The organism is Vibrio sp. 99-70-13A1, from assembly GCF_013114625.1.
In the GTDB taxonomy this organism is placed as follows: domain Bacteria; phylum Pseudomonadota; class Gammaproteobacteria; order Enterobacterales; family Vibrionaceae; genus Vibrio.
Genome location: NZ_VTXD01000028.1, coordinates 1 through 25,556, shown reverse-complemented (window position 1 = coordinate 25,556; position 25,556 = coordinate 1). Strand labels below are relative to the sequence as shown.

Genomic DNA, 25,556 nt, shown 5'->3' with positions numbered 1-25,556 from the left:
CGACACTCTTACCTCTTAATTTACAAGGTAATGAGTATCGGCTTAGTCGACTTAGGCTAATTGCAGAGTGTTGAACAAGTCGTAAAGTTGATGGGATTTGTAAGGCTTAGGTAAATACGCATTCATACCAGCATCAAAGCAGTGCTTAATGTCCTCATCAAGCACACTGGCGGTTAATGCAATGATTGGCAGCTTTCCAAGACCTTGCTGTACTTCCCAATCTCGTATCGCCCGAGTGGCGGTAATACCATCCATAACAGGCATCATACAATCCATCAAAATGGCATCAAACTGACCGCCTTGCGTAATCGCATCAACCGCTTCTTGACCATTACTCGCCACCAAATATTCATACCCGGCTTTTTCTAGGAAAAAACTGGCAATTTTTTGATTCATCAAGTTGTCTTCAACAATCAGAATTTTTCTATTAAGAGGTCGCCTGTTTAAGTCACTTTCAGTGACCAATTTTTGATTGCTGAAATGACCTGTCAAAGGTGGTTTAAAGTTATCTAACGCGACTAAGCTGTTCAAAAAGCGTTTACCAAGGAAAGGTAATGTGTGCGTAGAATGTACAGCCTCATGAAGAACATTGGTTTTGAATAAATGATGCTGGCAAACAATGATTTTTTGCTGCGGGTATCTTAAATGTAACTCTTCGAGATCTTTATTGAGAGAATGGTGCAATGTATGGCAATACAAAATAAAGTCGTAGTTTAAGCTTTCACTTACTAAACTATCACTCACTAAGCTTTTGACGGATGGAGACAAATCAACAGTAATGCCATTTCGCTCACACTCTTTATGTAACTGGTTTACATAACTGAATGAGTTAGAAATGATCACTGCACTCTTCAAATGCTCAAGCACTTTATCATTACTTTCCACCACATCAGCAGTGATATTGAACTTAAAAGTAGAGCCGATTCCTTTTACCGAGTTAGCCTCTATTTTACCGTCCATGAGTTCCACTAGTTGTCGACAAATTGCCAAACCAAGACCTGTCCCACCAAACTGGCGAGTAATACTGCCATCCTCTTGTGTAAAAGGTTCAAAGATAGAGTCGAGCTTTTCAGGTTCAATGCCAATACCCGTGTCAGAAACATGAAACTCCACCATGCCTTGAGAATCAGACAAAGCAATATAACTCACCGATGTAATAATGGTTCCAGAAGGCGTAAATTTGATCGCGTTAGACAATAGATTAGTCAGTACCTGCCTTAGCCTATGTTCATCAAAAAATAGTTGAGGAGGGACGTTTGAATCAATATTGATTTCGAGTTCGACATTCTGACTAATCGCTTTAGACAAAATCACACTCACCGAGTCATAAACCGCTTCGCGTAAATCGGATGAATGAGGGGAAAGTGTTAGATTACCTGATTCGATTTTGGATAAATCAAGAATGTCATTTAGTAGAACAAGTAATGCGTGTGAAGAAGACTCTATATCGGCCAGCACTTCTTTTTGACTCACGTTCAAATCGCTTTCAGATAAAATCTCAGCCATACCGATGATGCCATTTAAAGGCGTTCGAATTTCATGTGACATATTGGCAAGAAAAGCACTTTTTGCCTTATTGGCTGAAACAGCGTCTTCTTTTGCTTGAATCAATTCAACAGTATGTTGCTGTTCTTTAATCATTATTTCATTTACAGCATGGGCAAAAATAGCAAGCTCATCATTGCCGTCTACTTCTATCTTTTTAGGTGTTTTATCACCAGTACTTCTACCCAGCATGCCATGCAATATAATGGATAGTTTACGGTTAATTCTTGATGAAGTGGTATAACCGAGAAATATGACTAAACCTGCCACAGCTAAAAGCAAAAAGCTTATGTATAAAATACTTCTCTTTTGCTCTTTAGCTTTATCGATTAATTGAGTTTTAAGGTTTTTAGTATAGTTATCGATGACAAGGAGAATACTGCTATGTCTTTGTTCAAGGTTCTTCACGTAGCTGTATATTTCACTAGGAAGGGCTTGCTCACTCAGAATACGGCTTCTAATGCGTAAGCTTTCTTGATAATCGCTTCGAGAAAAAACAGTAAGTAACTCATTTGTTTGGTAGGAAGTCGCACCAAATTGTAAAAACCTTTCTAAATATCGCTCTTGCCTTTCTATTGCGCCCAAATAATTTAGAACCTCAGAACTCTTTGATTCAGGATCAATATATAAACAAAAGCTCAGCCAAGCTTCTTTTTGCATCCAAAAGACAAATTGGCTCAGATCAGAGTAAAGTTGCTCTGACTTTATAATATCGGCATTAGTAATATTGCCATTAATTTTAATAATTGCATCTAAGGTTTCTTGCTGTACATCGAAAAGCCAATCACCCATAGATCGGGTCTCTTGAATAGATGCTCCGGGCATTTCATTAACAATATCGCTCAGTTCTTCAATTTCTGAAGAAAAATCAAATTGAGCTCGGTAGACAGATAGTATTTTGTTTTTTCTATCAAATTCTTGAAGCGTCACATTTATATCATTGATCAAAGCATCCCTTTCCACCATACCTGCGTCACTCGTTAAAAGCTGATAAGTACTGTTAGAAAGAACACCAAACAATTGCAATAACTCTGTTTTTATCTGTGTAACCTCATACCCATCTACTTTGTTTTTATTATTTAAAAACTCATTAACAGTAAAGCCGAATATAATGAGTACAGAGATCGTAGATAGAATGATGAGTCGAAGCCTAATTGAGACGTTTATCATTATAATAATCACTCCCTTCCTTGAAAGTAATTTTGCCTAGCCTATGTTAATAGTAGTCAATAAATAAAAATAATTGTTCAAAATGGACTTTGGATAAAATATAAATGATAAGACGGTCGTTTTTAGTCGCCCTGTCGATATTGTGGTTCGCACTTTTTACTTCTTTGGCCATCAAAGCCGAAGAATACGCTGTCATATCAATGAACTTAGAGTTTCATAAACTTAAGTCCATACAAGTTAAGATGCTATACCGAGGAAAAACCGACCGTATCGGCGATAGCCATATAAAACTACTCGATCTCCCACCAAAATCAGATCTTAGAAAAAAATTCTATTTATCTTTACTGAATAAAAATCCATCACAAATGCAATCTATTTGGGCAAAGCAGAGCTTCTCTGGCAGAGCTTCGCTTCCGTTCCAATTAAAAAATGAAGATTTAGAAAGTGTGCTTATTTGGCTTAAAAGCACACCAACAGGCATTGCTTATTATCCGTTAGATCAACTGCCTAACAACGTCAAAATACTTTATAAAATAAAAATTAAGGAAGAGTTATGAAGATTAAATCTCTACTCTTATTGGCTTTTATACCTGTGACATCATTTTTACCTGCGATATCAATAGCGGCTATCGATGTAACAGATACATTTAGAATAAGTGGATTTGGTACCCAAAGTGCAACGGTGACTGACCAAAAAATTCCAACCTTTTACCAATTAAATTTGGATGATGAATGGTGCTTTGACTGTGATACCACTTTGGGGATTCAATTAGATTGGGAAATGAGTGATCACTTTCGAAGCTCAGTACAAGTCGTGAAAGCACCTAGTGATGAGTTTTCCAACCCCAGTCTTGAATGGGCATATATCGCGTATCGATATGGGGAACTTAACACCAAAATTGGTCGGCTACGCGTCCCTTTATTCATGATTTCTGAATATTATTATGTATCAGAAGCATACCCTTGGCTTCGTCCCCCTCAAGATGTTTATAACAGCGTGCTTGGCTTTACTTACTTTGATGGTGCTGCAATAGAGTGGGATACCTGGATAAATGATGAAGCACATCTTCGCCTTCTTGCATTTGGGGCTGTACCAAAAGAAACCGATTACACCGTTCAAGGGCAGAATGTCGTCATAAAATCACGAGATACACTAGGCATAACGGCAGAACTGAATTTAGATAACACGCATTTTAGGGCTAGTTATTTACATGCAAACTATAAACAAGATTTAGTGCAATCAATTACAGGCTCTCAAGAACTGGAGCTTTTCACCTTAGGGGTTAATTACTTATTGGGTAACATCAACCTGATGTCTGAAGTCGTTTTATCTCAAAATATCCATAGCAATTGGTACATCAGCGCAAACTACCTGTTTGATTCTTGGAGCCCATACATCACTTATAGCCAGCGTAAAAAGCTTAGAAATAATGAGTCAGTGCTAGTTGGTGCCAAATATTCATTGCTCCCTAATGTCAGCACTTATGTTGAGTGGCAACACATTTGGGGGCGCGAAAAACCTATAAATGGACACTTCACCGTTCCACAAAACCCAACTCAAACTATACAAAGCAAAGTAAACATATATTCAATTGGCTTATCGTTCACCTTTTGAGTTTAATTTGGGATTAGAAACTCAATACTATGAGCGCCTTTTTGTAACTTTTGCATTCAACTTTGATGTAAGTATTTTTTATCGAAAATTAAGTTACCACGCCTATAAATGTCAATAGTGAAAACGTTCACTAAACATCACTAATACCCTAATAAACCACAACCATTCAGTCATTATATCTGCATTTAATTTTACTAGCAGAATAACACTTCATACCCTACAATCCCGCCACATAAAAATTACAAAATGTAAACATCCCTATTATTTAGAGGTTTACTTTAGATTGGTATTCGATTGTTTAGTTTATGGCATTCATTACCGACATTATGGCTATGCCATGAAAGCATTATTTTTAATAACATGAGTTTTAAACCGTTCATATTAAAATATTAGTTTGAAACAAAGAACAGCATTAAGACTGTCACCGTGATGATTAATTCCCCATGCATTATGGCAACCCTACACTCGCCACAATGCACCCAATAACGTGAAAAAGGTCCCGAGTTAAGATGAGCCCTGAAAAGCACCTTCTAGACTGGCAAACTAGCCAAACGATTGCTGAATCAATTTCGCCAACTTTAGGTCAACTTTATCGTCAAAAAGGCGTAGAAGTTATCCTCTTTGGAAAGACACTGGTTAATGCAACCACCATCGACATAATTAAAGCTCACCGTATTGCAAAACGTTACACTGGCTCACCTCTTACACCTGAACAAACTCAACCTATTATCCAACATTTACTTAGCATGGACCTTTCTCCTTGCCGTATTGATGTAGGTCGTCTTGCCCACATGTTTTGGCAAGACAGAGAAGACACTGCAGGCTTAGACGATTTCCTACAAACTGCTCTGCTAGAGTCTTTAAATGGCGAAGCGATGACAGAACCTCGCGACGTTGTACTTTATGGGTTTGGTCGAATAGGTCGCTTATTGACTCGCCTACTTATTGAGAAAAGTGGACCTGGCTACCCATTACGTTTACGTGCGATCGTGGTTCGAGGCGGTAAGAAGGGTGACTTAGAAAAACGTGCAAGTTTACTCCGCAGAGATTCAGTACATGGTCAATTTAACGGCAGCATTGTTGTTGATGAAGAGCGAAAAGCCATCATCGTAAACGGTAATTACATTCAGGTCATTTACGCTAACAAACCTGAAGATATTGATTACACGACTTACGGTATTAATAACGCACTGGTTGTTGATAACACAGGTGTATGGCGTGACTCTGAAGGTCTTAGCCAACATGTTGCTTGTAATGGTGCGAAGAAAGTATTGCTTACTGCGCCAGGTAAAGGTGACATCAAGAATGTAGTATTCGGCGTAAATGAAGACGTTATCCAACCTGAAGACACTATTATCTCCGCGGCAAGTTGCACAACCAATGCGATTACTCCGGTATTAAAAGCGGTCCATGATAAATACGGTGTGCTTTCAGGACATATCGAAACCGTTCATTCATTTACTAATGATCAAAACCTAATTGATAATTTCCACTCTGGTGATCGTCGTGGTCGTGCCGCTTCATTAAACATGGTTCTTACTTCTACAGGTGCAGCAAAAGCAGTAGCTAAAGCAATGCCTGAAATGGCAGGTAAATTAACGGGCAACGCAATACGCGTTCCAACCCCGAATGTTTCAATGGCTGTCGCAAATTTGAACCTAGAGAAAGGGACAGATAAAGAAGAGTTAAACAGCTACTTACGAGAAATGGCTCTGACGTCTCCACTTTCAGCTCAAATTGACTACACGGATTCAACTGAAATTGTATCCACTGACCTAGTAGGTTCAAGACATGCTGGTGTGGTAGATGGTGTCGCTACTATTGCTCAAGACAACCGCGCTGTACTGTACATTTGGTACGACAATGAATTCGGTTATAGCTGCCAAGTTGTCCATTGTATGGAACAAATGATGGGCGTTCGTTATAAAACGTACCCTAACGCCTAGGATCTAGCTTCTAGCACATATAATAACGGTATAAATCTTTGAGTATTTAGCCGTTATGTCACAGGCTCCACAACATAATAAAGATAAAAATATCGCTGTATCAAAGCCAAGTTAATCATGACCACAATTCATGTAGTTTTGATTAACCGTCTCGCTACAGCTTTCCCCCTATTTAGCCGCTCCTAGTTGAGCGGTTTTTTTATATATGGACATTATGTAAGCAAGGCAAAGAAACAGACACTACTTTAAAATAAATCGAGTCACTTTTGAGCAATTATCAGCCATTTCCTACAACAAAACCATCATGCGAGGTCCAGTTTTTATTGTACGATACAAAGAAGATTAACCTTAATAATTGAAATGTTATTTAAGCTGTAATATATGCAATAGGTTCTTGACTGATTTTCCAGCCATTGTATTGTAGCAAACGTTTGCACTTAGAGGCTTATGCTTCAAAACCGAAAAATACTAGGTCGTTATATCTTAAAAACTTGAGTTTAAGTTAAACCTTAATGCCCTCTCAAGTGAAAGGAAAAAACATGAAATTAAATGATACAATTGCAAAAAAGGTGATTCTAGCAACCACCCTAATACTCCTCTCGATTTCTGTTGTTAGTGGTTACTTCTCTCTCCAATCGCGTTATGCAACAGTCGAAAACAGCGCAAACCAAGAACTCGAGCTAGTTACAGACAATACCGCGAGTTCAATTAAAGAATTCTTTCGTGAACGCTCTCGTGTTGTAACAACCCTAGCTTCAACAAGCTCTCTTACCGATTGGTTCGAAAATTATACTGAACGCGGCTCAGAAATCTCAGAAGACAAAGCCTATCAGTCAATTGTGAAATCATTTAAAAGCATTTCAACACACGACTCTTACATCAAATCAGTCTTTTTTGCGCCAGCAAGTACTCATGAGTATTTTGATATAAACGGTCGCTACAATGATTTAACTTACTATACGAGTAAAAGACCTTGGTGGTCTGAAGCCCTAGGTAAAGATCGCCTATTCATTACCGAGCCTGAAATTGATGCAAATGATGGCAGCATTGTTACTTCAATCAAAACCACAGTAAAAAATAACCGTGGTCAGTTAGTTGGCGTACTCGGTATTGATATTCTAGGTACAGTGATCAAAAAAGACCTGATTGATCAAATGAAGTATGACGGCGTGGGTAAAGGCTTCTTAATTTCATCAAACGGTCGAATCATTGCCTTTAATGATAACAATCAGATTGATATGTCCCAGTTACCGTCCCTGTCTGATATCGACCAAATTTTTGGCGACACAAGTGGCTTTACTCAACTATCGAAAGATGCCGTTGCGAATGATGAATTCAGCAGCGAAGTGGTTTTCGAAGGTAATGACTACGTTGTGCACACTGAATCTATTGTTGATAACACAATGGCTTTGGACTGGCGTATTGGTTTCATGGTACCTAAATCATTAATCACTGAACCTATTCGAGCAACATTCTGGACAACTTTACTGACTATTGCAGTCTTCTTAATTACATCGGCTCTAGGTTTATTTGCCCTAATTAACTACTTCGTATCAAGACCTCTACGTGAAGTGGTGTCCGCTATGGATGATATTGCTAATGGTGAAGGTGATCTGACACAACGCCTGCAATATGATAAAAATGATGAGCTTGGTAAATTAAGCCAATCTTTCAACAACTTTGTTAGCGACATTCAAAGCACGACAATTTCTAGCCTTGAGGCTAGTCATGCCGTGAGTGATGATTCCACTAAACTGAATAGTCTTGCCAACACGCTTCGCTCTAATATCTTTCATCAAAAAGGGTACATCGAGCAAATTGCGACTGCGGCTAATGAAATGACTCAGACCATTCATGGTATTTCTGATCACGCGAATAATGCTCAACAGCAAGCATCTGGCGCAACTGAACGTTCTCAAGAAGGGCAAAATCTAGCAAGTGAAGCTACTCAGTTAATGAATGACATTTATGAAGACGTATCTAAGTCTGAAAAAGTGGTCAAAGTTCTGAATGATAACGCTTCTTCTATCAGCAGCGTACTTGAAGTTATTCGTGGTATTGCAGACCAAACGAACCTATTAGCACTGAATGCAGCAATTGAAGCAGCTCGTGCTGGTGAGCAAGGTCGCGGCTTTGCGGTTGTAGCCGATGAAGTACGAACACTTGCTCAAAGAACGCAAGAATCAACAGTTGATATTGAAAGCATCATTTCAACGCTTCAGGAATCCGCAGGTAATGCTGTAGATTCAATGCAAGTGGGTCGTTCTAAAACCGAACTTGGCGTACAAACGATTATGTCTGTTGATGAAAAACTGAAAGACATTCGACAGGCAATCGAACTAATAGACAGTCAGTCTCGTGAGATTGCTTCTATGGTATCTGAGCAAGCTGCTGCCTCTGGCGAAATCAGCAAACAAACAGTCGCGGTTGATCAGCTGGCTGAAAGTGGCGTGAATAGCACTAACGAAATGGTTGAGCGTATTGACTCTCAATACCAAACCGTTAATAAGCTGACAGAAACCATCAGCAAGTTCAAAGTGAGCTAACTTTCTGCCATCAAAGGCTTTTGGATATCAAGAACTGCTTTAATATCAAGCTTCTTTGATATCGAGAACTATTGATATCCAGAGCTATTGATATCGACAGCGATTGTCGTTGCAAAAAATGCTACAGCAACAGCAACAGCAACAGCAACAGCAACAGCAAAGTAATTAAAAAGGAGATCATAGCGATCTCCTTTTTCTATTTCAGCATTTCTAAAACAGGTAAGCACCAAAACGTAAAATCAATTTAATGATACTTCGACATCGGCATTGATGGTGCTTGAGCACGCAAGTACATAACCTTGTTCTATCTCTTCCTCAGTTAGAGTCTCAGTACTGGTTGAAGTGACAGAGCCTTTCGTAACCTTACACTTACATGAACCACAGATACCACTTCGACAAGCTGCAATGACAGGCACACCACCTTTCTCAAGTGAATCAATCAATGGGCTACCTTGCTGCGCTTCAAGCTCAACGCCAAATGCAGGAACAAATACATTGACCGCGCCACTTGCAGCATTTTGTTCAGCCGCTTGATCTTCATTACTTTCAATGTCACAACTCAATGATTCTGCGGGAGTAAAACTCTCTTGATAAAAGTTACTCATATTGAATTCTAACTCTTTCAAGTAGCTTTCAATATCTTGCATAAACCCAATTGGACCACACAAATAAACGGTTCTATCTAAAATATCTGGGCTCAGCGTCACCAGCCAATTTTTATCTAATCGACCTTGAGGAAATGCCGTGCCTTGGTTGTCTTTTAGTAAAAGCTTTAAGTGGAAGTTATCAAACTCTTCATTGAGTTGATTAAGCTCTTCAAAGTAAATCGTTTGTCTTTTGTCTCTTGCCATATGGATAAAATCAATGTCGATTTTACTGTCTGAAGCAAGCCAGTATTTCGCCATCGCCATGACTGGTGTGATACCGCAACCAGCACTCACAAGCGTCACTTTGTTGGTCTTAGATGGCAGGCAATCAATACAGTTAAAACCACCAGCGGGTTTCAGCACTGAAACTTCATCACCTTCATCCAGTTCATCAATAATGAAGTTAGAAACCAAGCCACCTTCGACTCGTTTCACTGTCAATTTTAAGCGATTTTCATCAGGACGAGAGCTAATGGAATACGCTCGGTAATCCAGTTTCTCGGGCATATGTAAGCCTAAAGTAATGAACTGCCCCGGCTTAAAATTAAATTTGAGATCTTGTGGAATACTGCCGAGCTCGAAGCTAACGGTATCCTCAGTTTCATACCATTTTTTAAGACAAACTAATGAGATAGAGTCACTTTCAGACCATGCATACATAATTCAGAACACCTTTTAAAGAAATAGCCGACCTTATAATCAACCAGTGAAAATAGGCTTTATTGAATGCGTAAATGTAAAAAAACCTCGGGGCTGAATAAGCACTAATGAAAGTACTTATCTTCGCCACGAGGCTGATTCATTACGCTGCTAAGATTGTTTTAAGATCTTGCTCAGGTGTAGAAATTGCTCGCATATCAAACTCAGCCTGCATAATTTCAAGCAAGTTTTCAGTTAAGAATGCAGGTGCGGTTGGACCTGTGTAGATACCTTTAACACCCAGTGCAAACAACGTTAGTAAGATAACAATCGCTTTTTGTTCGAACCAAGAAAGCACTAAAGTCAGTGGCAGTTCGTTAATACCGCAATCGAACTCTTTTGATAGTGCTAAAGCAAGTTGGATTGCTGAGTAAGCATCATTACATTGACCCACATCCAGAAGGCGAGGAATACCGTTAATATCACCAAATTGGTTCTTGTTAAAACGGAATTTACCACAAGCTAAAGTCAGAATTAGTGTATCTTCAGGCGTTTGAGCCGTGAAATCTGTGTAGTAGCTACGTTCTGATTTATCACCGTCACAACCACCCACTAGGAAGAAGTGTTTGATGTTACCTTCTTTCACTTGGTCAATCACAGCAGGAGCTGCTTCCATCAAGGCATTACGACCGAATCCAACCGTGATCATTTGCTCAAGTTCATCATGCTTAAAGCCAGGTTGAGATAAAGCGCACTCAATTACATCACTGAAATCATCACCTTCAACGTGAGCGACACCAGGCCAGCCAACGATACTACGAGTGAATAAACGATCACGGTATTGACCAACATCTGGGTTCAGTAGGCAGTTTGAAGTCATTACGATTGCGCCAGGGAAGTTAGCAAATTCTTTTTGCTGATTCTGCCACGCACTTCCGTAGTTACCAGCAAGGTGCGGGTACTTATTTAATTCTGGGTAACCGTGCGCAGGAAGCATTTCACCGTTCGTGTATACGTTAATGCCCTTGCCTTCTGTTTGTTGAAGGATCTTTTCAAGGTCATGCAAGTCATGCCCAGAAACCAAAATACAGTGACCTGCTTTCGTTTTAACATTTACAGCGGTTGGCGCTGGGTGACCAAAAGTATCGGTTTCGCCTTTATCTAGCATCTCCATTACTTTGTAGTTCATTAGACCAATTTGCATTGATGTATCTAATAACTCTTTCAGGTCGCTCGGGTCTTTACCTAGGAAAGCCATGATTTCATGGTACTCACCTTGAATCGCTTCATCTGTTTGACCAAGAACCAGAGCATGCTCCATATAAGCAGCCGCGCCTTTAAGGCCGTACAAGCACAATAAACGCAAACCAATTACATCTTCATGCTGTGAATCATGACCACGGTTAACGGCCGCTTGAGGCGCAAGCGCAAGCAGTTCTGCAGAATCGGTAGGAAGATCGAATTTCGCCGCAGGAGAAAGTTCTGGAATTTCAAAACCAGTCACGACAGCCGCCGCTCTGACTTTTTCTTCTAGTCGTTGTTTAAAAGAATGAGATTGCTGTGCAAATTCGATAATACGTGCAGGGTCAAAATTCACATTTGTTAATGTTGCGAAAAATGCACGAGGTGCCCATTCATCAATTTCTGTGTCAATTACACCACAAGTACGGCCTAAATTAGCCCAAAAAGAAACACCTTGAAGAGAGTGCACTAGCACATCTTGTAAATCAGAAACTTCCGATGTTTTGCCACACATACCTTGAGAAAAAGAACAGCCTTTAACAGCTGGGGTTTGAATGGTTTGTTCACATTGAATACAGAACATATAAATGGGCTCCAGTAATTTTTATTAACCACAAGTACTTTGCTTGCGGTGACTTATTTACAAACCCTATAGAGCATCAATCGTGCCAAACATTAACATATTGATTTAAAGGGAATTTTATATTTAACCCTATTTTAAGTATGTATTTATGACTACAAAACAAGACATCAAATAAACACCTAAGAGTCTAAATGACTTTAAAATAAAATAACAATCGCGTTCATGTTTTGTTCATACACACATCGCTATAGTGCTAAAACAAAGAAAGAGGAAAGAATTATGAAGAATATTTTAATTACATTTGTCGCTTTAATTACTGGTTTCATGGCTCTAATTACCAGTCTACTTCTCGCAATCCCATTGGCTATTGCAGCCATGATCACAGGTAAGCGATTACAAAGTAAAATGAAGAAACAAGGCTTCTACTCTGCAGCAGGACAACAGTCTTCAATGCACGGCCAAGCGATGCACAACCAATCAACAATGCACCGTCAGTATGCGACAAACACTGGTGCAAGCACTGCGAAATCAAGTGTGATTGAAGGTGAATACGAAGATCTTTCAGCGCAGAAGTAACGTACTAGTTGAATTAGAAACGTAAATGCAAATAGTAAATTGCAAGTAGCTACTAGCATCGTACATAAAAAATAGCTAACCCAAGCGATGGCAAATGTGAATACACCTGCCATCGCTTAAGTCACTAATCAAACAAACAGTCAAACAAACTAATCACTTGAACAGCATTCACGATTATTGAATGCATGCCTCACGACATTAAAGAGAGTCTCATAAACACACTATGATGAAACCAACCATTATCAGTATCCTTGCTATCTCCTCTATTGCCCTCGTAGGCTGTTCAAAAGAGGTTATCGACCCTGCTTACCAGAAGTCCGATCACCTACCCAACTTCAAACAAGCTTCATTCACTGATTACGTGGAAGAAACTCAGGAGTGGCTGTCTTCTCACCGTGTATTCATGACAGATGACAAGCAATTCGAGATAGATGTGAATTCACCCGCTCAGTACACGCCAACTAACCCTAACGGACAAGCAGTATTATTAGTGCATGGTTTGGGTGATTCGCCTTACTCTTTCCATGATGTGGCGACGCACTTAGCGGATCAAGGTTATTTGGTACGAACTGTCCTGCTTCCAGGGCATGGCAGTAAAGTAGGCGACCTGCAACTACCGACTCTTCAAGACTGGCAAGAAGTCGTTGATTACCATACTCAATTGCTTCAAAAAGAGTACGATTCAGTCTGGCTTGGTGGATATTCAACAGGCGCAAACCTGGTGACTTCTCAAGCAATTAACGATCCTTCAATCAAAGGATTAATGCTTTTTTCACCGGCATTCCAACCTTTCTCGCCAGCCGTGAAATTTGCGGGCGTGGCGAGTCATATCATGACATGGGCAGATCAAGATCCTGAAGATAATCCACTTCGCTATAATTCATTACCTATGAACGGAGCATCGGTCTACTACCAAACTTCTGAAGTCGTTAGAGATGATCTAGAAAAAGGGATTTATGATAAGCCAGTATTCATCATGATGAGTGAAGGCGACAGCGTTATTGATACTGAATTTGTCCGAAATACCTTTGCCAATTCGATGACCAATGACAGTAACATGCTGATTTGGCAAAGTGAGCACTCGCTAGATGAACCTCGTTCGAAAGCATTCAGCATGGCGCTTAAAGAACAGAGAATATCGAATGGCTCGCACATGGGCTTACTGTTCTCCCCTGACAATCCCTACTACGGTATCAACGGGACTGAAGTCATTTGCAGCAATGGGCAGGGATCAGAACAAGAAAGTGAATGCCTGGCAGGTGGTGAAGTATGGTACTCATCTTGGGGATACACAGAACAAGGTAAGAACCATGCGAGGTTAACGTATAACCCGTATTTCAATGAAAGTATGCAAGCTCTTGATTTGGTGTTAACGACATCGAACTAATCAAGGGATCTGGGTCATGGTTTTGATTATAGGTTAAGCGAGCGCCAGTACATAAAAGCTCATTAAAATGAAAGGCTCATACATTTTAGATACTGTTTTCACATGAGAACAATAACTGAAATGTATGAGCCTTTTTATATTGAATCCGTTTAAGATTCTTAAGTTAGATGAGGCTACAGCTTGAAATTAGTGATCATCAAACGATTCACCTCTGTTGCTGCCTAACTTACTGACCTAAATCTAAACTTAAACCTAGACCGTCACGACAACGCGCACAGCTAATAAGATAAGAACCACGCCAGACAATCGGTCAATCAACTGAGCTTTCGAGCGAATACGATCCACAATCAAAGGGCTCGATAAGATCAAGGTAATAAAGCTGTACCAAAGCCCATCAATAATCAATGGTGTAGAGACAATAATAATTTGGTTTGTAATGTCATTACCTAGCGCGACAAATTGACTGAATAAGGCGATAAAAAACAGAGCAATTTTCGGGCTTAATAATGATAGCAAGAATGCTTCACGAGCCGATTGCCAATAACTCATTTTCTCACCAGCTTCGAGTTTGGCCGCCACCCCACCTTTAGAGCGAAGTGCATTAAAACCTAAGTAAGCTAAATAACCTGCGCCCGCATAGCTTATCCCTTTGAATACCAATGGGGATTGTTCTAGCAAAACGGCTAAGCCAATGATTGTTGCAAACGCGTATAACCCAATACCAAACGCATGTGCCCACGCAGCAACTAAGCCATTAATACGCCCACCAGCTAAACTGTGTTTTGCGATCATCGCGAGACTAGGACCTGGTGACATTGCACCAAGTAAACATATTAAGAGTAAAGAGAACCAAACTGTAAGTGTCATAAATTTTTTCCTTGGCAAGCCAGTTCATACCAGACAAACATTGGGTTAGAGCAGTATTTTTTAAAAGAGAATTTAATTAAAAGAATGCTGAATTAAACCATACGCCCTCAAACAAGCTTACCGATAAGCTATCGAATAACGTAAAGGTAAAGCAGCTTAGGTATAATTTGAAATCAAACATTATCATTTTGGTTATGATTTTAAATCATACTGATATTATAACTAGAACGCAGCATCGCTTTACATGCTTTTTCACGCGCCCACTTATGGGCAGAATCATTGTCGTACTTAGGGTGCCACATCAACCAATATTTATGACTTTCCGTCTCAAAAGGCAGTGAGTGATAAGTCAGTTCAAAGTGACGAGCTAAATTTACCGCGATATGCTCAGGCACGATCATGAGATGATCGCCTTGTGACAACACATTACAAGCTGATGAGAAAAAGGGGACTTGTAATGCTACTCTTCGCTTATAACCCAGCTGCTTCAAAATCACATCAGCATGGGTATCTTTATCTCCTCCTCCGGTCACTTTAATGTGTGGAAATGCCACAATATCGTCTAAAGAAATGTCTTTTTGCTTGGCTAATGGATGGCTTGAACGCATTAAGCATACCGAAAAATCTTCCCCTAATTTCTGGCTGGAAACGCTCTCAGGCTTCTTCGGCAACATAGTGGAGGCTAGGTGAATGCCCATCTCATTCAGCGCTTCTAAATAGCTCGGCTGCCATAAGCGATAAGCCAAATTAATTTGAGGTGCGTGCTGGGAAATTTCTGCAACAATATCTGGCAATATATATTGAGCGACATAATCACTCGAAGAGAGCACCCACTCTCCCTTCCAATCTTTTGGTTCAAAGGGTTTATCATCTAATAAGTGGTCAAATTCACTGAGTAAATCGTCCAGCTTATCTTTCAGTAATAATGCCCGGTTGGTGGGAACCAGTTTATTCCCATCGCGTACCAATAAAGGATCACCACATAATTCTCGCAATTGAGCGAGCTGCCGGCTCACAGCAGATTGAGTGATATGCAAACGCTGAGCAGCCTTACTGACATGGCACTCTTCAAGTAATACATGCAATGAACGCAGCAAATTTAAATTAATGTTCCCTAGCATTAAACACCCATTACCTGAACCCATTGCCGTCTCCACTCTGGCGCGGGAAAGCTTTCAGGCCAAAATTCGACTTGTTTACTGATCAAGCCATCTTCAACCGTATGAAAAGTGATAGCTCTTTCGAAAAGCTTGCCATCAGAGACGCTCACATCCGTCACCACCTGATTACGCTCCGCCACAATGCTGTTAATCACAAACGTCCATTTGCCGCTAGCCGGATATTGAGAGTTAATTTTGGCAAAGTTTTCTCTGCCGAAAATGGTTTCATGGGACTGAGGCCATTGAACCACACAATCGATGGTCAATAACTTCGATGCCAGATAAAAATCATTCGTTTCCATGGCTGCCCAGAAGCTGAGTACCACTTCTTTTGGTGCCATCCCGTCAAAATTTGTTTCATCGGAAAAAGTATTCTGGGTGGGAGTCGAACCTTCATAAATGAAACTTGATAATAGATGGTCCGTTTCAGCTTTAGATCTCATTGTTACTCTTCACTTTTGGGAAATCTTATTGGGGAAGTATACGTTTATGATTTTTGTTTATTAAAAAACTCAGTCAAAACGGTATGAGTCATTAGGTGACGCAATTCAGGATAAAGCTGTAATTGATCACGAATTTGATTCAATCGCCCCATACTTTCAACTTCGACATACAACATCATGTCTGTTTCACCACTAATAGAATGGCACCACAATACCCCGTCAATGCTTTGAATTTGTTTCGAGTATGATTCACAATTGTGCTCACAGCTCGACATATCAAACTTCAATAGAATATAAGCGCACACATTTCTAGATTGATCTGGTTCTGCCAACTGAGTGTAGTAACCTAAAATCACTTTATCATTTTCTAATTTTTTGATTCTAGCTGTCACCGCAGATCGCGACAGATTGACATCCCGAGCAATATCGCTCACTGAACATCGTGCGTTTTCTTTGAGGATTTCTAAAATTTGACGATCGAACTTATCCATTTTATTTAAGCTTCCACTGCTTATTCTATTTCTGCCGTCTAATTTGCCACAATTCATAGCGTTAGAACAGAAAGCTCGCTTTCAAGACCACAACATATTCACGCATATTGCCTTTTCTTTAGTCAAAATGACGGAGTATTACGACGTTTCGCTAGCTGCAATATACGCTTTGAAACGGTATTCTTTCCATTCAGTGGATGCACCAAACAGTTATCACTACTAATAATCCCTATAAAGACACTCTCACAGAGACATGTACGGCATAACGGGCAAGGAAAGCGAATGGCACAACTCAAGCAAGAAATCACCCTAATCTCTGGAATAGGGCAACTCTCCACTACCCTTCTTGGGACGGGTTTATTTATGATCCCTGCTATTGCCGCGGGCATCGCAGGTCAGTTATCGCTGTTAGCTTGGCTGCTTTTGTTTGTCGCAATTTGCCCTATCGCGTTAACTTTCGCCGCTCTTGGAAAACGCTACCCGAATGCAGGGGGAACCGCTTACTTCGTCCGCCAAGCATTCAATGAACGTTTAGAAACCAGCGTCGCGTGGTTATTTGTGAGTGTGATTCCCGTGGGTGTACCTGCGGCTGTTGCGCTTGCGGGCGGATTTGCTCAGCAATTACTTCCAGCCCCTTTCAATACTTCGCTCATGGCACAATTATTCACGGTTGCCTTACTAGTCGCGGTGAATCTTATGGGCAGTAAATCTTCAGGTCGCTTACAAACCGTCATCGCTCTTTCTATTTTTACACTCGTGGGATCATTTCTCTGGAAAGCTGACATCGGAACTCAGGATATTACTTTTCCTGCCATAACTAGCGACTCTGTTTGGGCGGTAGGTGCTGCACTTGGAGTGATGTTCTGGTGTTTTGTCGGAATAGAAGCGTTTGCTCATATGGGCGAAGAATTTAAAAACCCACAGCGGGACTTCCCTATCGCGATTATCGCGGGCTGCTTTGTTGCAGGAGCCGTCTATTGGGCGTGTTCTGTCGTCATTTTAAAATTAGGCGCTTATGGCTCTCCAGAATTCGATGCCACATCCATTCCATGGGTCACCCAACAATTATTCGGTGATGGGCTAAAAGTCGTAATTAGTATACTGGGGTTCTTAGCTTGTTTTGCCAGCCTTAACCTTTATACCCAAAGCTTATCTCGTATGATTTGGGCACAAGCTAGACAGCATAGACCAAATAGCCACATGGCGAAATTATCTCGCCAAGGTGTCCCTTATGTCGCGACTTTCGCTATTGGCTTCGTGGTCTTAGTTTCTTGCACCTTTGGAGAACTGTCGGGGTTGGATTTAGAATTCTTCCTTAAACTCGCAAATGGCATTTTTGTATTGGTGTACTTACTGGCAATGCTCGCGGCTTATCAATTGCTGACAGGCGCTTCAAAGTACATCGCAGCAGTCTCATTAGTACTCTGTGTTTTAGTCTTTATGTGCCTAGGTTGGTCTATGTTGTACGCCGTTTCTATCTTCACGCTGCTATCATTACCTTGGCAAAAGTGGCTTAAAAAAACGAAGCCACAAGCTAATATCGAATAGTAATATATGCGTTAGTAGAGATGTGAGCGTTAGGTGATATTAAAGGTGGTCGCTGTAAAAATTAAGCACGCCACCTGTTAAACATTTTGAACCATAGAAGTGAAAGAGATTACTGATTACTGATTACTGATAGAAAAGTTTCGCTATCTCTTTCACTTTCGAATCAATATCTTGCAAACGAACATTTCCAAACCCAAGTACGATTCCTTGCCAAGTACGATTGGGGTTAGGGACATATTCATAGACGCCCAACGGACGCACCACAATTCCCTTTTCTTTTGCCCTTAATTTCCATTCCTGCTCAGTAATACTACCCTGCCATTTTATGGTGACATGCAAACCCGCGGCTTGGCTAATAACATCAACATCGTCAGAAAATTCTCTATTGACCGCTTCGACCATGGTTTGATGTTTTTGCTTATACAATCGGCGCATTTTCCGGATATGCCTAAGCAGATCGCCTTCACTAATGAAGTCTGCCAACGCAGCTTGAGTATGAGCAGCCGAATCTCCCGTTAACGCATCTTTAATTTCTAGGCACCGAGGTACTAAGCTTTCTGGCACCACTAAATAACCGAGCCTGAGTCCGTTAAACATCACTTTACTTAGCGATCCTACGTATAAAATCCGGTCATCGTGCCGCATTTTCCCTGCCAACCCTTGCATGCTGGTGTAAGGACGGTGAGCAAATTGGAATTCACTGTCATAGTCATCTTCTATTACCCATGACGAACTTTTGTGCGCCCACTCAATTAGCTTTAAGCGTTGTTCAGTATTTAGTGTCGTTCCCATTGGGTATTGATTACTGGGTGTCAGGTACAAACAATGGGCATCACTGGTAAGGATCGTCTCTAGGTTGATTCCTGTCTTTTCATGCACAGGCACACCTTGTCTTTGAAGTTTCAATAAATTGATAATTTTATGCATTTGAAGGTAGCCAGGTTCCTCCATTAAAATTTTGTCGCCTTGCACTAAAGTCGCCATCAAAGCGATTGAAATGGCTTGCTGCGCCCCAGAGGTAATAATGATTCGGTTCGGATCGCACTTTACCGATCGGCTACTGGCAAGGTAGTCACTTAGGGCCTCTCTTAAAGGTAGGTAGCCTTGAAGGCTTTGATTACCTGCTAAGGTTTTTCGCGTGATGTGTCTTTGCAGTAATCGTTGCCACTTCGCAAAAGGAAACTGTTCTAAATCCGGCACTCCCGGTGCAAACCCAGCATTTAAGTCAAAATTATCAGAGTCATCACCACTGCGAATTTCGTCGTGAAACGTACACTGAGTTTGTGGATTGGTTTCATTCGTTTGCTCTTTTACAAGAGAAGAAGCGTCCGTATAGAACTTGGTATGCCCCCCCGCTGCATCGCTTAAATTCAGATGAGACCCCGCGTTAAGATCAGAGTGTAAGTACTGCTCAGGCTGTTCAACCATGACAAAGTAACCCGACCCTGATTTACTCTCGATATAACCTTCGGTAACCAATTGCTCATAAGCATAAATAACGGTATTTCGGCTAACTTCTAATTCAGAAGCGAGCTTACGAGTCGAGGGTAATTTACTCCCTTTATTCCATAATCCATGGATAATTTTCTCTCTAACAGCATGAAATAAGGCACTTTGTCTGCTGTTGTATTTTTTATCTAACGTTAGGTCACCGATATCGATAGGCTGCATAACTGGATCCAAACACTCTTTAAAACTGGTTCTATTTATTGAACCAGTTAATCGCTATCTTTCTAGAAAAGCAATGAAGGAGAGCGCAATATGTTATCTAACACTAAAAGAACAGAAATAAAAAAAGGGGCGCATAAAGCGGAGTTTGACCAAGAGAAGTTGCATCAAATTATTGATGAAAGCCTCATAGCACATATTGCCCTTTCAGGAGAAAAAGGTCCCGTCGTCATCCCAATGCTGGCGTGGCGTGTCGATAATATGGTTTACATCCATGGCGCTAAAAATAGTCGGCTACTAAGAGGGCTTAAAAAAGGGGAGCAAACTTGCTTAACTTTCACGCTCTTTGACGGATGGGTACTTGCGCGCTCTGCTTTCCACCATAGTGCACACTACCGTTCTGCGGTCGTATTTGGTCAATTTTCAGTCATTGATGACAACGCCGAAAAAGATCGTCTACTGAACATCTTTATCGAGCAAATTGCCCCAGGAAGACTGGGTGATATTAGACTAAGCAACCAAAAAGAGCTGACTGCGACAGAACTACTTGCCATCCCTTTAACAGAAGCTTCTGTAAAAATCGGTAAGCATGGGGTAAATGATGATAAAGCGGATTTAGACATTCCCGCTTGGGCAGGTGTTCTTCCATACAAAACCGTTGTTGGTCCATTAGAACCAGTTTCAGGTTTGGCTGAAGGTATTCAAGAACCTGATTATTCTCAAGCTTACGGAAATCGATGGCGTAAAGATTAACAGGTCTAATTTATTCATGATGTTTACAAGTTCATGATTGATCACGTTAAATGCGATTGATATAAGAACCGAAACGTAAAGAAGGCTTGCTCTGTGAACAATGCAAGCAAGCCTATACTCGTAGATTACAGCCCTTTACACATTAGGAATGGGTCGTTCAACTTAGTTTTTATTCATTGAACTTAGTTATTATTCATTGAACTTAGGTGTTAGAAATTCAACATAAGTACTAGTCATTCAAGCGAAACCGCTCAATATATTGTTTAGGTGTTAGCCCACGGTGCTTTTTAAACATTCGATTAAAACTAGCGGTATTCGTATACCCTAAACGAGCTGACACTTCATCTAATGGGATTGAATGCCTTAATAACTCAACTGCTACATTACTCAGTACGTAGCCCATGACTGTTGAGAAATTTACACCTAACTTATGTAATCGTCGCTGAAACTGCTGTTCTGAAAGGTTCAATAGGTTGGATACTGCCGTTAACGTTGGCAACCCAAAATGACGACTGTAATTAATGACTTCATAAATCACCTTATATTCATCATCAGGATCGGGCATATTCAAGTAATCATCTAAGTCGCTAAAGCTCATTGCTAAATTGCTTTTAGAAGGGTTGGGGGATTGGTTCGTCGACAATCTTAAGTCTGTTTTTAACCAAATTTCTGTTCTTTCCTGTCCCCACTCCACACTACACCCAAAGTAATCGGTATAAAGCTTATGATTTTCACGGCTCCCTGCAATTAATACTCGCGTTGGTGAAAAATTATCTCCTAAGTATCGACGAAGCACTTTAACCATAAAAATAGCGACTCGGATACTGTCATGCACTCTGCCTTTTTCTGAATAAGAAGGGTTATCGTAAGACCATTTAATGAGCGGACCGACTTGGGCTCCTGTCAAGTACGCCCCAGATTGTAGGCAATGCAGCCCCATATTTACTCGACGAATCGTCAATGCCAAATCATGTCCCGAAAAAAACCAATGGCTAATCGGACCTATTTTTTCGATATCAACCAATGGAGCCAGTTTGAGCATTACATCTGGATCTTGAGTTGCCTCTTCTAGGCTGGCATACCATTGATCCACGACATTTACCGGAATCAAATTCATTGCATTCTGAAAAACAGATTGCGGAATACCCAGCTCGTCCACCTGTACAGAGTAGTGAACAGGAACATATTTATAGATTCCATAAATACCGAGCGTTCTCAAAAAATGAATTTTATTCTTCAATTTAACCTCAACGAATCATTAACCACCTCTCAATAAATAACAGATTACGTCAAAATATGCAGCTAATACAATTAATCTGTGTTTTTTCCACTTTTATCATTTGGTGACTTCACAATCAGCCCATCAATAAGAATATAGGATTTATCAATGAGTCTACTTAGTGTCCCATTTGTTGGAACAGGCGCAGACACTGCATTACATGTTGTCGCGGGCGTTGTGCTTGTAGCAACTATCGCAGCGGCTTGTTACGGCTTTTGGCGTTTCCATGAATTACCGATCAATAAAGCACACAGTAAAGATCATCATCAACTTGGACTGATTACTGCTCTCACATGGATTGGATTTATCTGGCACTGGGTATGGGTTATAGCCGTGATATTGGCATTTGTTGATATGGAAAAAGCCATCATCAACCTTCGTGATACATGGCATGCAAAACCAAAACCTGACACGGATGAGGAGAAGCAATCATGTTAGAAGGCTTAGCGGTATGGGCTCTATTTATTTATCTATTGCGATTAATAGGCATGCCTTGGAACAAAGGCACTAAATCCTTTGCTTACCTTGGTGGTACAGGTTGGCTGCTGTTTGTTTGGGTTGGCTTAATTAACTATACACCAATGGATCTTTCTGGCGGTTCAGTGGTGCAATCCCCACACATTCAATTGCGCCCAGACTCAACAACAGTAAAGGGTAAAACAACAAAGGTTCACATTGCGCCGAACCAAGAGGTTGTAGAGGGGCAACTTATCTACGAAATTGATGATACCAAATTCATCATTGCGAAAGATAAAGCGCAAGTGCAACTGGAATCAGCACAAGCTGACCTAGACACCGCGACCCAAGAAGTTGAGATCGCAAAAGTCAGCTACCAATCGGCCTTGGCAGACATTGAAACGTCTAAAGCTCAAATAGAATCAGCAGAAACCGATCTGTCGTTACAAACAAAAACATTAGCGCGTTATAAGCAGCAAAACAAAGTGGTGAAGCACACCATTACTGAAACCGACATTGACCAGCAAACCGCAGCGGTAGATTTAGCTAAACACAATGTGAAAACACTGCAGTCACAGCTAGGTAAAAAACAAGTAGATGCGAGTAATGCTGAGTTAAACATTCATAAAGCAGAAACCAATGTTGTTCAAAAGAAAACTGATGTTGATTCAGCACAGGCTTCATTGGCACAAGCACAATGGGACTTAAACAGCACCAAAGTCACCGCACCAACGGATGGATTTGTTACCAACTTTATTTTACGTGAAGGGCAGCGTGTTTCATTGATGCCTAGAATCCAAATGTACACCAATGAAAAATACGTGCTGATGCGAGTCAATCACCAAGCGATTCGAAACGTAAAAGTTGGACAACCGGCAGAATTCGCCACTGCGGTTTACCCTGGTAAAATTTTCACAGCAACCGTAGAAGGTATTGTCGAAGCGACAGGTGAAGCACAAGGCTCATTAATGGGCTGGGATGATTCTGTTAGGGCGACAACTGGCAAGAACCTTCAAAACAAGCACCACTTTGTGCGTTTGAAAATTGAAGAGCCAGATGGCTACGATATCCCAGTGGGAGCGGTTGGTCTTGCATGGGTAAGTGGTGAGAAGCCAATTAGCTTTATGGCGTTTTTGGATTTGATTCGCGGGATCATTATCAGAATGAAATCTCAGCTTTACTTCTTCTACTCCATTTAAAACGAAACCATTCATGGTTGCACATTAAGACTAGGTCAATATGAGTTACATCATATTGACCTTTTTTATTGCTACTCATTCCAATATTTAAACTTATCATTTCAATATATAAGCCCTACTCCACGATAACCCTCCAATAGCAATCAGATGCTCATTTGCATTTGGCAATTGCATAATGCAATAGGACTTTACTAAAACGCGACAACACCGAACAAATATGCACCAAAACACTCTGAAATAGCTGTTTTGGGGCAATTAAAAGTTGGCACGCTAACTGCAATATATAAATTGACCCTTCTTAAGCCGAGGGTCACCTAGCCAACTGACGTTGTTAGTGAACTCTCATTGTTCACACTATATATAAGCCAATTGCGGTTATTGCAATTGGCTCTTTTTTTATCTATTGATCATCAACGTCTACCCCACTACTTATCACTCGGGTTAAATCGCTCTCGTCCACTTCTCACACACCCTCACTCCTCACACACGCTCAGTGTGAAATTACTCTCGTTTTTATCTGTTAGTATCAAGCACTGTATATGACTTCGTTACACTATTCTCGTTTATGGCAGCGAGTGACCTCATGAAAACCGACTACCCAATAAAGCTTCTCCCTGTAATTCGATATTTAGAAAAAAACTTCAACGAGCCGCTCAATTTAAAGCAAGTTGCAGAGCTAGCCTGCCTGTCGCCTTATCATTTCCATAGAATCTTTAAAGCAGTAACGGGGGAAACGCTCAATGAATATATTCGAAGGCTAAGATTAGAAGCCGCAGCTAATGAGCTTTTCTATACCAAACCCAGTATTACCTCTGTCGCACTAGAATATGGTTTCTCTAGCTCTCAAAGTTTGGCAAAAGCCTTCAAACAACACTTTGCTCTTACTCCGAGTCAAATCAGAGAATGCGAAAACGTTCATGCCTTTTCAACTCTTTTGAGAAGCAGCAAGATCGGACACTCACTGCGCAAGATAGGACACGCCAGAGAAGAGGCTCATACATATACTGGAAATGAACGACACTTAAGGAGTAACAATATGGAAATTAAGACATTCGACTCTAGCCACATCGCTTATCTACGAGTCACCGGTCCTTATGGCGAAAACTATGATCCAGCACTTGGCACACTATATTCTTGGGCAGGACCACAAGGCTTAGCTGGCAATACTTCTATCTTTATTTATCACGACAACCCTGAAATTACTGCCGCCGAAAATTGTCGAACGGATTTGTGCCTGATGATCGATAAATCCATCACGCCCCCTCAAGGAATCGAAGTGAAACATTTTGTTGGAGGGAAATACGCAACCATTCGCAAAACCATTACCGATAAAGCGCAATATGGCTCGACATGGGACGAGCTCATCGCTCAAGTAGTAGACCGAGGGTTAGATACCGACGATCGCCCTTGCTTTGAACTTTACCACCACTACGACTTAGAGACAGGTCAAGCTGATGTGAGTTTCTGTACTGCTATAAAATAGCGACACAAAAAACGGCTCCCTATATTTAAAGCCCACTATAGTTATGACCCGCTATAGTTAAAGCTGCCTACCATTAAAGCTTCCTGTCACTTTTGCTGAACGAAATCGCAGCAAAAGTGGCATGAAACTGCATTAATATCATCACATCCTCTCACTTTAATTTTACAGTCATACATTCAACCTTCGATATTCAACACTTTCACACCAACCTTAATTATTAAACAACAAACATATTATTAGTAATCGTTTTCTTATTATTTTTACATAAAAATTATATTTTTAAACTGTTGTTTTTAAAAAAATAGTTTACTAA

General features: G+C 40.6%; 20 protein-coding genes. 11 read left to right on the top strand and 9 right to left on the bottom strand.

Annotated features, from left to right (window positions below):
* Positions 1-51: 51 nt before the first annotated feature.
* On the bottom strand, positions 52-2,715 hold the full coding sequence (locus F0226_RS16405; protein ID WP_171736653.1) for an ATP-binding protein: 2,664 nt from the start codon (positions 2,713-2,715) through the stop codon (positions 52-54).
* A gap of 104 nt (positions 2,716-2,819) precedes the next feature.
* Here F0226_RS16405 and F0226_RS16400 point away from each other — a divergent pair, with 104 nt between their 5' ends.
* The 4 genes from F0226_RS16400 to F0226_RS16385 all read left to right on the top strand — a co-directional run bounded on the left by F0226_RS16400 (position 2,820) and on the right by F0226_RS16385 (position 8,822).
* Positions 2,820-3,272, top strand: coding sequence for a hypothetical protein (locus F0226_RS16400; protein ID WP_171736652.1), 453 nt, complete (start codon positions 2,820-2,822; stop codon positions 3,270-3,272).
* On the top strand, positions 3,269-4,330 hold the full coding sequence (locus F0226_RS16395; RefSeq protein ID WP_171736651.1) for a sulfate ABC transporter permease: 1,062 nt from the start codon (positions 3,269-3,271) through the stop codon (positions 4,328-4,330). The genes F0226_RS16400 and F0226_RS16395 overlap by 4 nt, the downstream gene beginning before the upstream one ends.
* Positions 4,331-4,839: 509 nt before the next feature.
* Positions 4,840-6,276 (top strand): glyceraldehyde-3-phosphate dehydrogenase, encoded by a 1,437-nt coding sequence (locus F0226_RS16390; RefSeq protein ID WP_171736650.1) that lies wholly within the window; start codon positions 4,840-4,842, stop codon positions 6,274-6,276.
* Between the two features lie 539 nt (positions 6,277-6,815).
* On the top strand, positions 6,816-8,822 hold the full coding sequence (locus F0226_RS16385) for a methyl-accepting chemotaxis protein (protein WP_171736649.1): 2,007 nt from the start codon (positions 6,816-6,818) through the stop codon (positions 8,820-8,822).
* Between the two features lie 239 nt (positions 8,823-9,061).
* Here the strand turns inward: F0226_RS16385 and F0226_RS16380 are convergent, their stop codons facing one another.
* Complete coding sequence (locus F0226_RS16380; RefSeq protein WP_171736648.1) at positions 9,062-10,129, bottom strand: hybrid-cluster NAD(P)-dependent oxidoreductase; 1,068 nt, start codon at positions 10,127-10,129, stop codon at positions 9,062-9,064.
* A gap of 142 nt (positions 10,130-10,271) precedes the next feature.
* Positions 10,272-11,933: a hydroxylamine reductase gene (gene hcp, locus F0226_RS16375; RefSeq protein WP_171736647.1), complete on the bottom strand. Its 1,662-nt coding sequence runs from the start codon at positions 11,931-11,933 to the stop codon at positions 10,272-10,274.
* A gap of 279 nt (positions 11,934-12,212) precedes the next feature.
* Between hcp and F0226_RS16370 the strand changes: the two genes are divergently transcribed.
* Together F0226_RS16370 and F0226_RS16365 are read left to right on the top strand one after the other, a co-directional pair.
* A complete protein-coding gene (locus F0226_RS16370; RefSeq protein WP_171736646.1) occupies positions 12,213-12,509 on the top strand; it encodes a hypothetical protein in 297 nt (98 codons plus the stop codon).
* A gap of 223 nt (positions 12,510-12,732) precedes the next feature.
* Complete coding sequence (locus F0226_RS16365) at positions 12,733-13,896, top strand: alpha/beta fold hydrolase (RefSeq protein ID WP_171736645.1); 1,164 nt, start codon at positions 12,733-12,735, stop codon at positions 13,894-13,896.
* Between the two features lie 252 nt (positions 13,897-14,148).
* Here the strand turns inward: F0226_RS16365 and F0226_RS16360 are convergent, their stop codons facing one another.
* The 4 genes from F0226_RS16360 to F0226_RS16345 all read right to left on the bottom strand — a co-directional run bounded on the left by F0226_RS16360 (position 14,149) and on the right by F0226_RS16345 (position 16,857).
* Positions 14,149-14,763 (bottom strand): LysE family translocator, encoded by a 615-nt coding sequence (locus tag F0226_RS16360; protein WP_171736644.1) that lies wholly within the window; start codon positions 14,761-14,763, stop codon positions 14,149-14,151.
* A gap of 200 nt (positions 14,764-14,963) precedes the next feature.
* The gene (locus F0226_RS16355) at positions 14,964-15,884 is read right to left on the bottom strand and encodes a LysR family transcriptional regulator (protein WP_171736689.1); all 921 of its coding nucleotides are present in this window, start codon (positions 15,882-15,884) and stop codon (positions 14,964-14,966) included.
* Complete coding sequence (locus tag F0226_RS16350; RefSeq protein ID WP_171736688.1) at positions 15,884-16,264, bottom strand: nuclear transport factor 2 family protein; 381 nt, start codon at positions 16,262-16,264, stop codon at positions 15,884-15,886. The genes F0226_RS16355 and F0226_RS16350 overlap by 1 nt, the downstream gene beginning before the upstream one ends.
* A gap of 146 nt (positions 16,265-16,410) precedes the next feature.
* The gene (locus F0226_RS16345; RefSeq protein ID WP_171736643.1) at positions 16,411-16,857 is read right to left on the bottom strand and encodes an Lrp/AsnC family transcriptional regulator; all 447 of its coding nucleotides are present in this window, start codon (positions 16,855-16,857) and stop codon (positions 16,411-16,413) included.
* A gap of 282 nt (positions 16,858-17,139) precedes the next feature.
* Here F0226_RS16345 and yjeH point away from each other — a divergent pair, with 282 nt between their 5' ends.
* Entirely contained in the window at positions 17,140-18,405 is a 1,266-nt protein-coding gene (gene yjeH, locus F0226_RS16340) for an L-methionine/branched-chain amino acid transporter (RefSeq protein WP_171736642.1), read from the top strand.
* 123 nt (positions 18,406-18,528) lie between these two features.
* Here yjeH and F0226_RS16335 read toward each other — a convergent pair whose 3' ends face one another.
* Complete coding sequence (locus tag F0226_RS16335) at positions 18,529-20,076, bottom strand: PLP-dependent aminotransferase family protein (RefSeq protein WP_171736641.1); 1,548 nt, start codon at positions 20,074-20,076, stop codon at positions 18,529-18,531.
* 90 nt (positions 20,077-20,166) lie between these two features.
* On the opposite strand from F0226_RS16335, the gene F0226_RS16330 reads away from it, so the two are divergent.
* Complete coding sequence (locus tag F0226_RS16330; RefSeq protein ID WP_171736640.1) at positions 20,167-20,826, top strand: pyridoxamine 5'-phosphate oxidase family protein; 660 nt, start codon at positions 20,167-20,169, stop codon at positions 20,824-20,826.
* A 229-nt stretch (positions 20,827-21,055) separates the two neighbouring features.
* Here F0226_RS16330 and F0226_RS16325 read toward each other — a convergent pair whose 3' ends face one another.
* The gene (locus F0226_RS16325) at positions 21,056-22,066 is read right to left on the bottom strand and encodes an AraC family transcriptional regulator (RefSeq protein WP_216606656.1); all 1,011 of its coding nucleotides are present in this window, start codon (positions 22,064-22,066) and stop codon (positions 21,056-21,058) included.
* 147 nt (positions 22,067-22,213) lie between these two features.
* Between F0226_RS16325 and F0226_RS16320 the strand changes: the two genes are divergently transcribed.
* The 3 genes from F0226_RS16320 (at position 22,214) to F0226_RS16310 (ending at position 25,243) form a co-directional block, all read left to right on the top strand.
* Positions 22,214-22,543 (top strand): MFS transporter, encoded by a 330-nt coding sequence (locus F0226_RS16320; protein WP_171736639.1) that lies wholly within the window; start codon positions 22,214-22,216, stop codon positions 22,541-22,543.
* Positions 22,537-23,760, top strand: coding sequence for an HlyD family secretion protein (locus tag F0226_RS16315; protein ID WP_171736638.1), 1,224 nt, complete (start codon positions 22,537-22,539; stop codon positions 23,758-23,760). The genes F0226_RS16320 and F0226_RS16315 overlap by 7 nt, the downstream gene beginning before the upstream one ends.
* Positions 23,761-24,343: 583 nt before the next feature.
* On the top strand, positions 24,344-25,243 hold the full coding sequence (locus tag F0226_RS16310) for a helix-turn-helix domain-containing protein (RefSeq protein WP_171736637.1): 900 nt from the start codon (positions 24,344-24,346) through the stop codon (positions 25,241-25,243).
* Positions 25,244-25,556 lie beyond the last annotated feature (313 nt).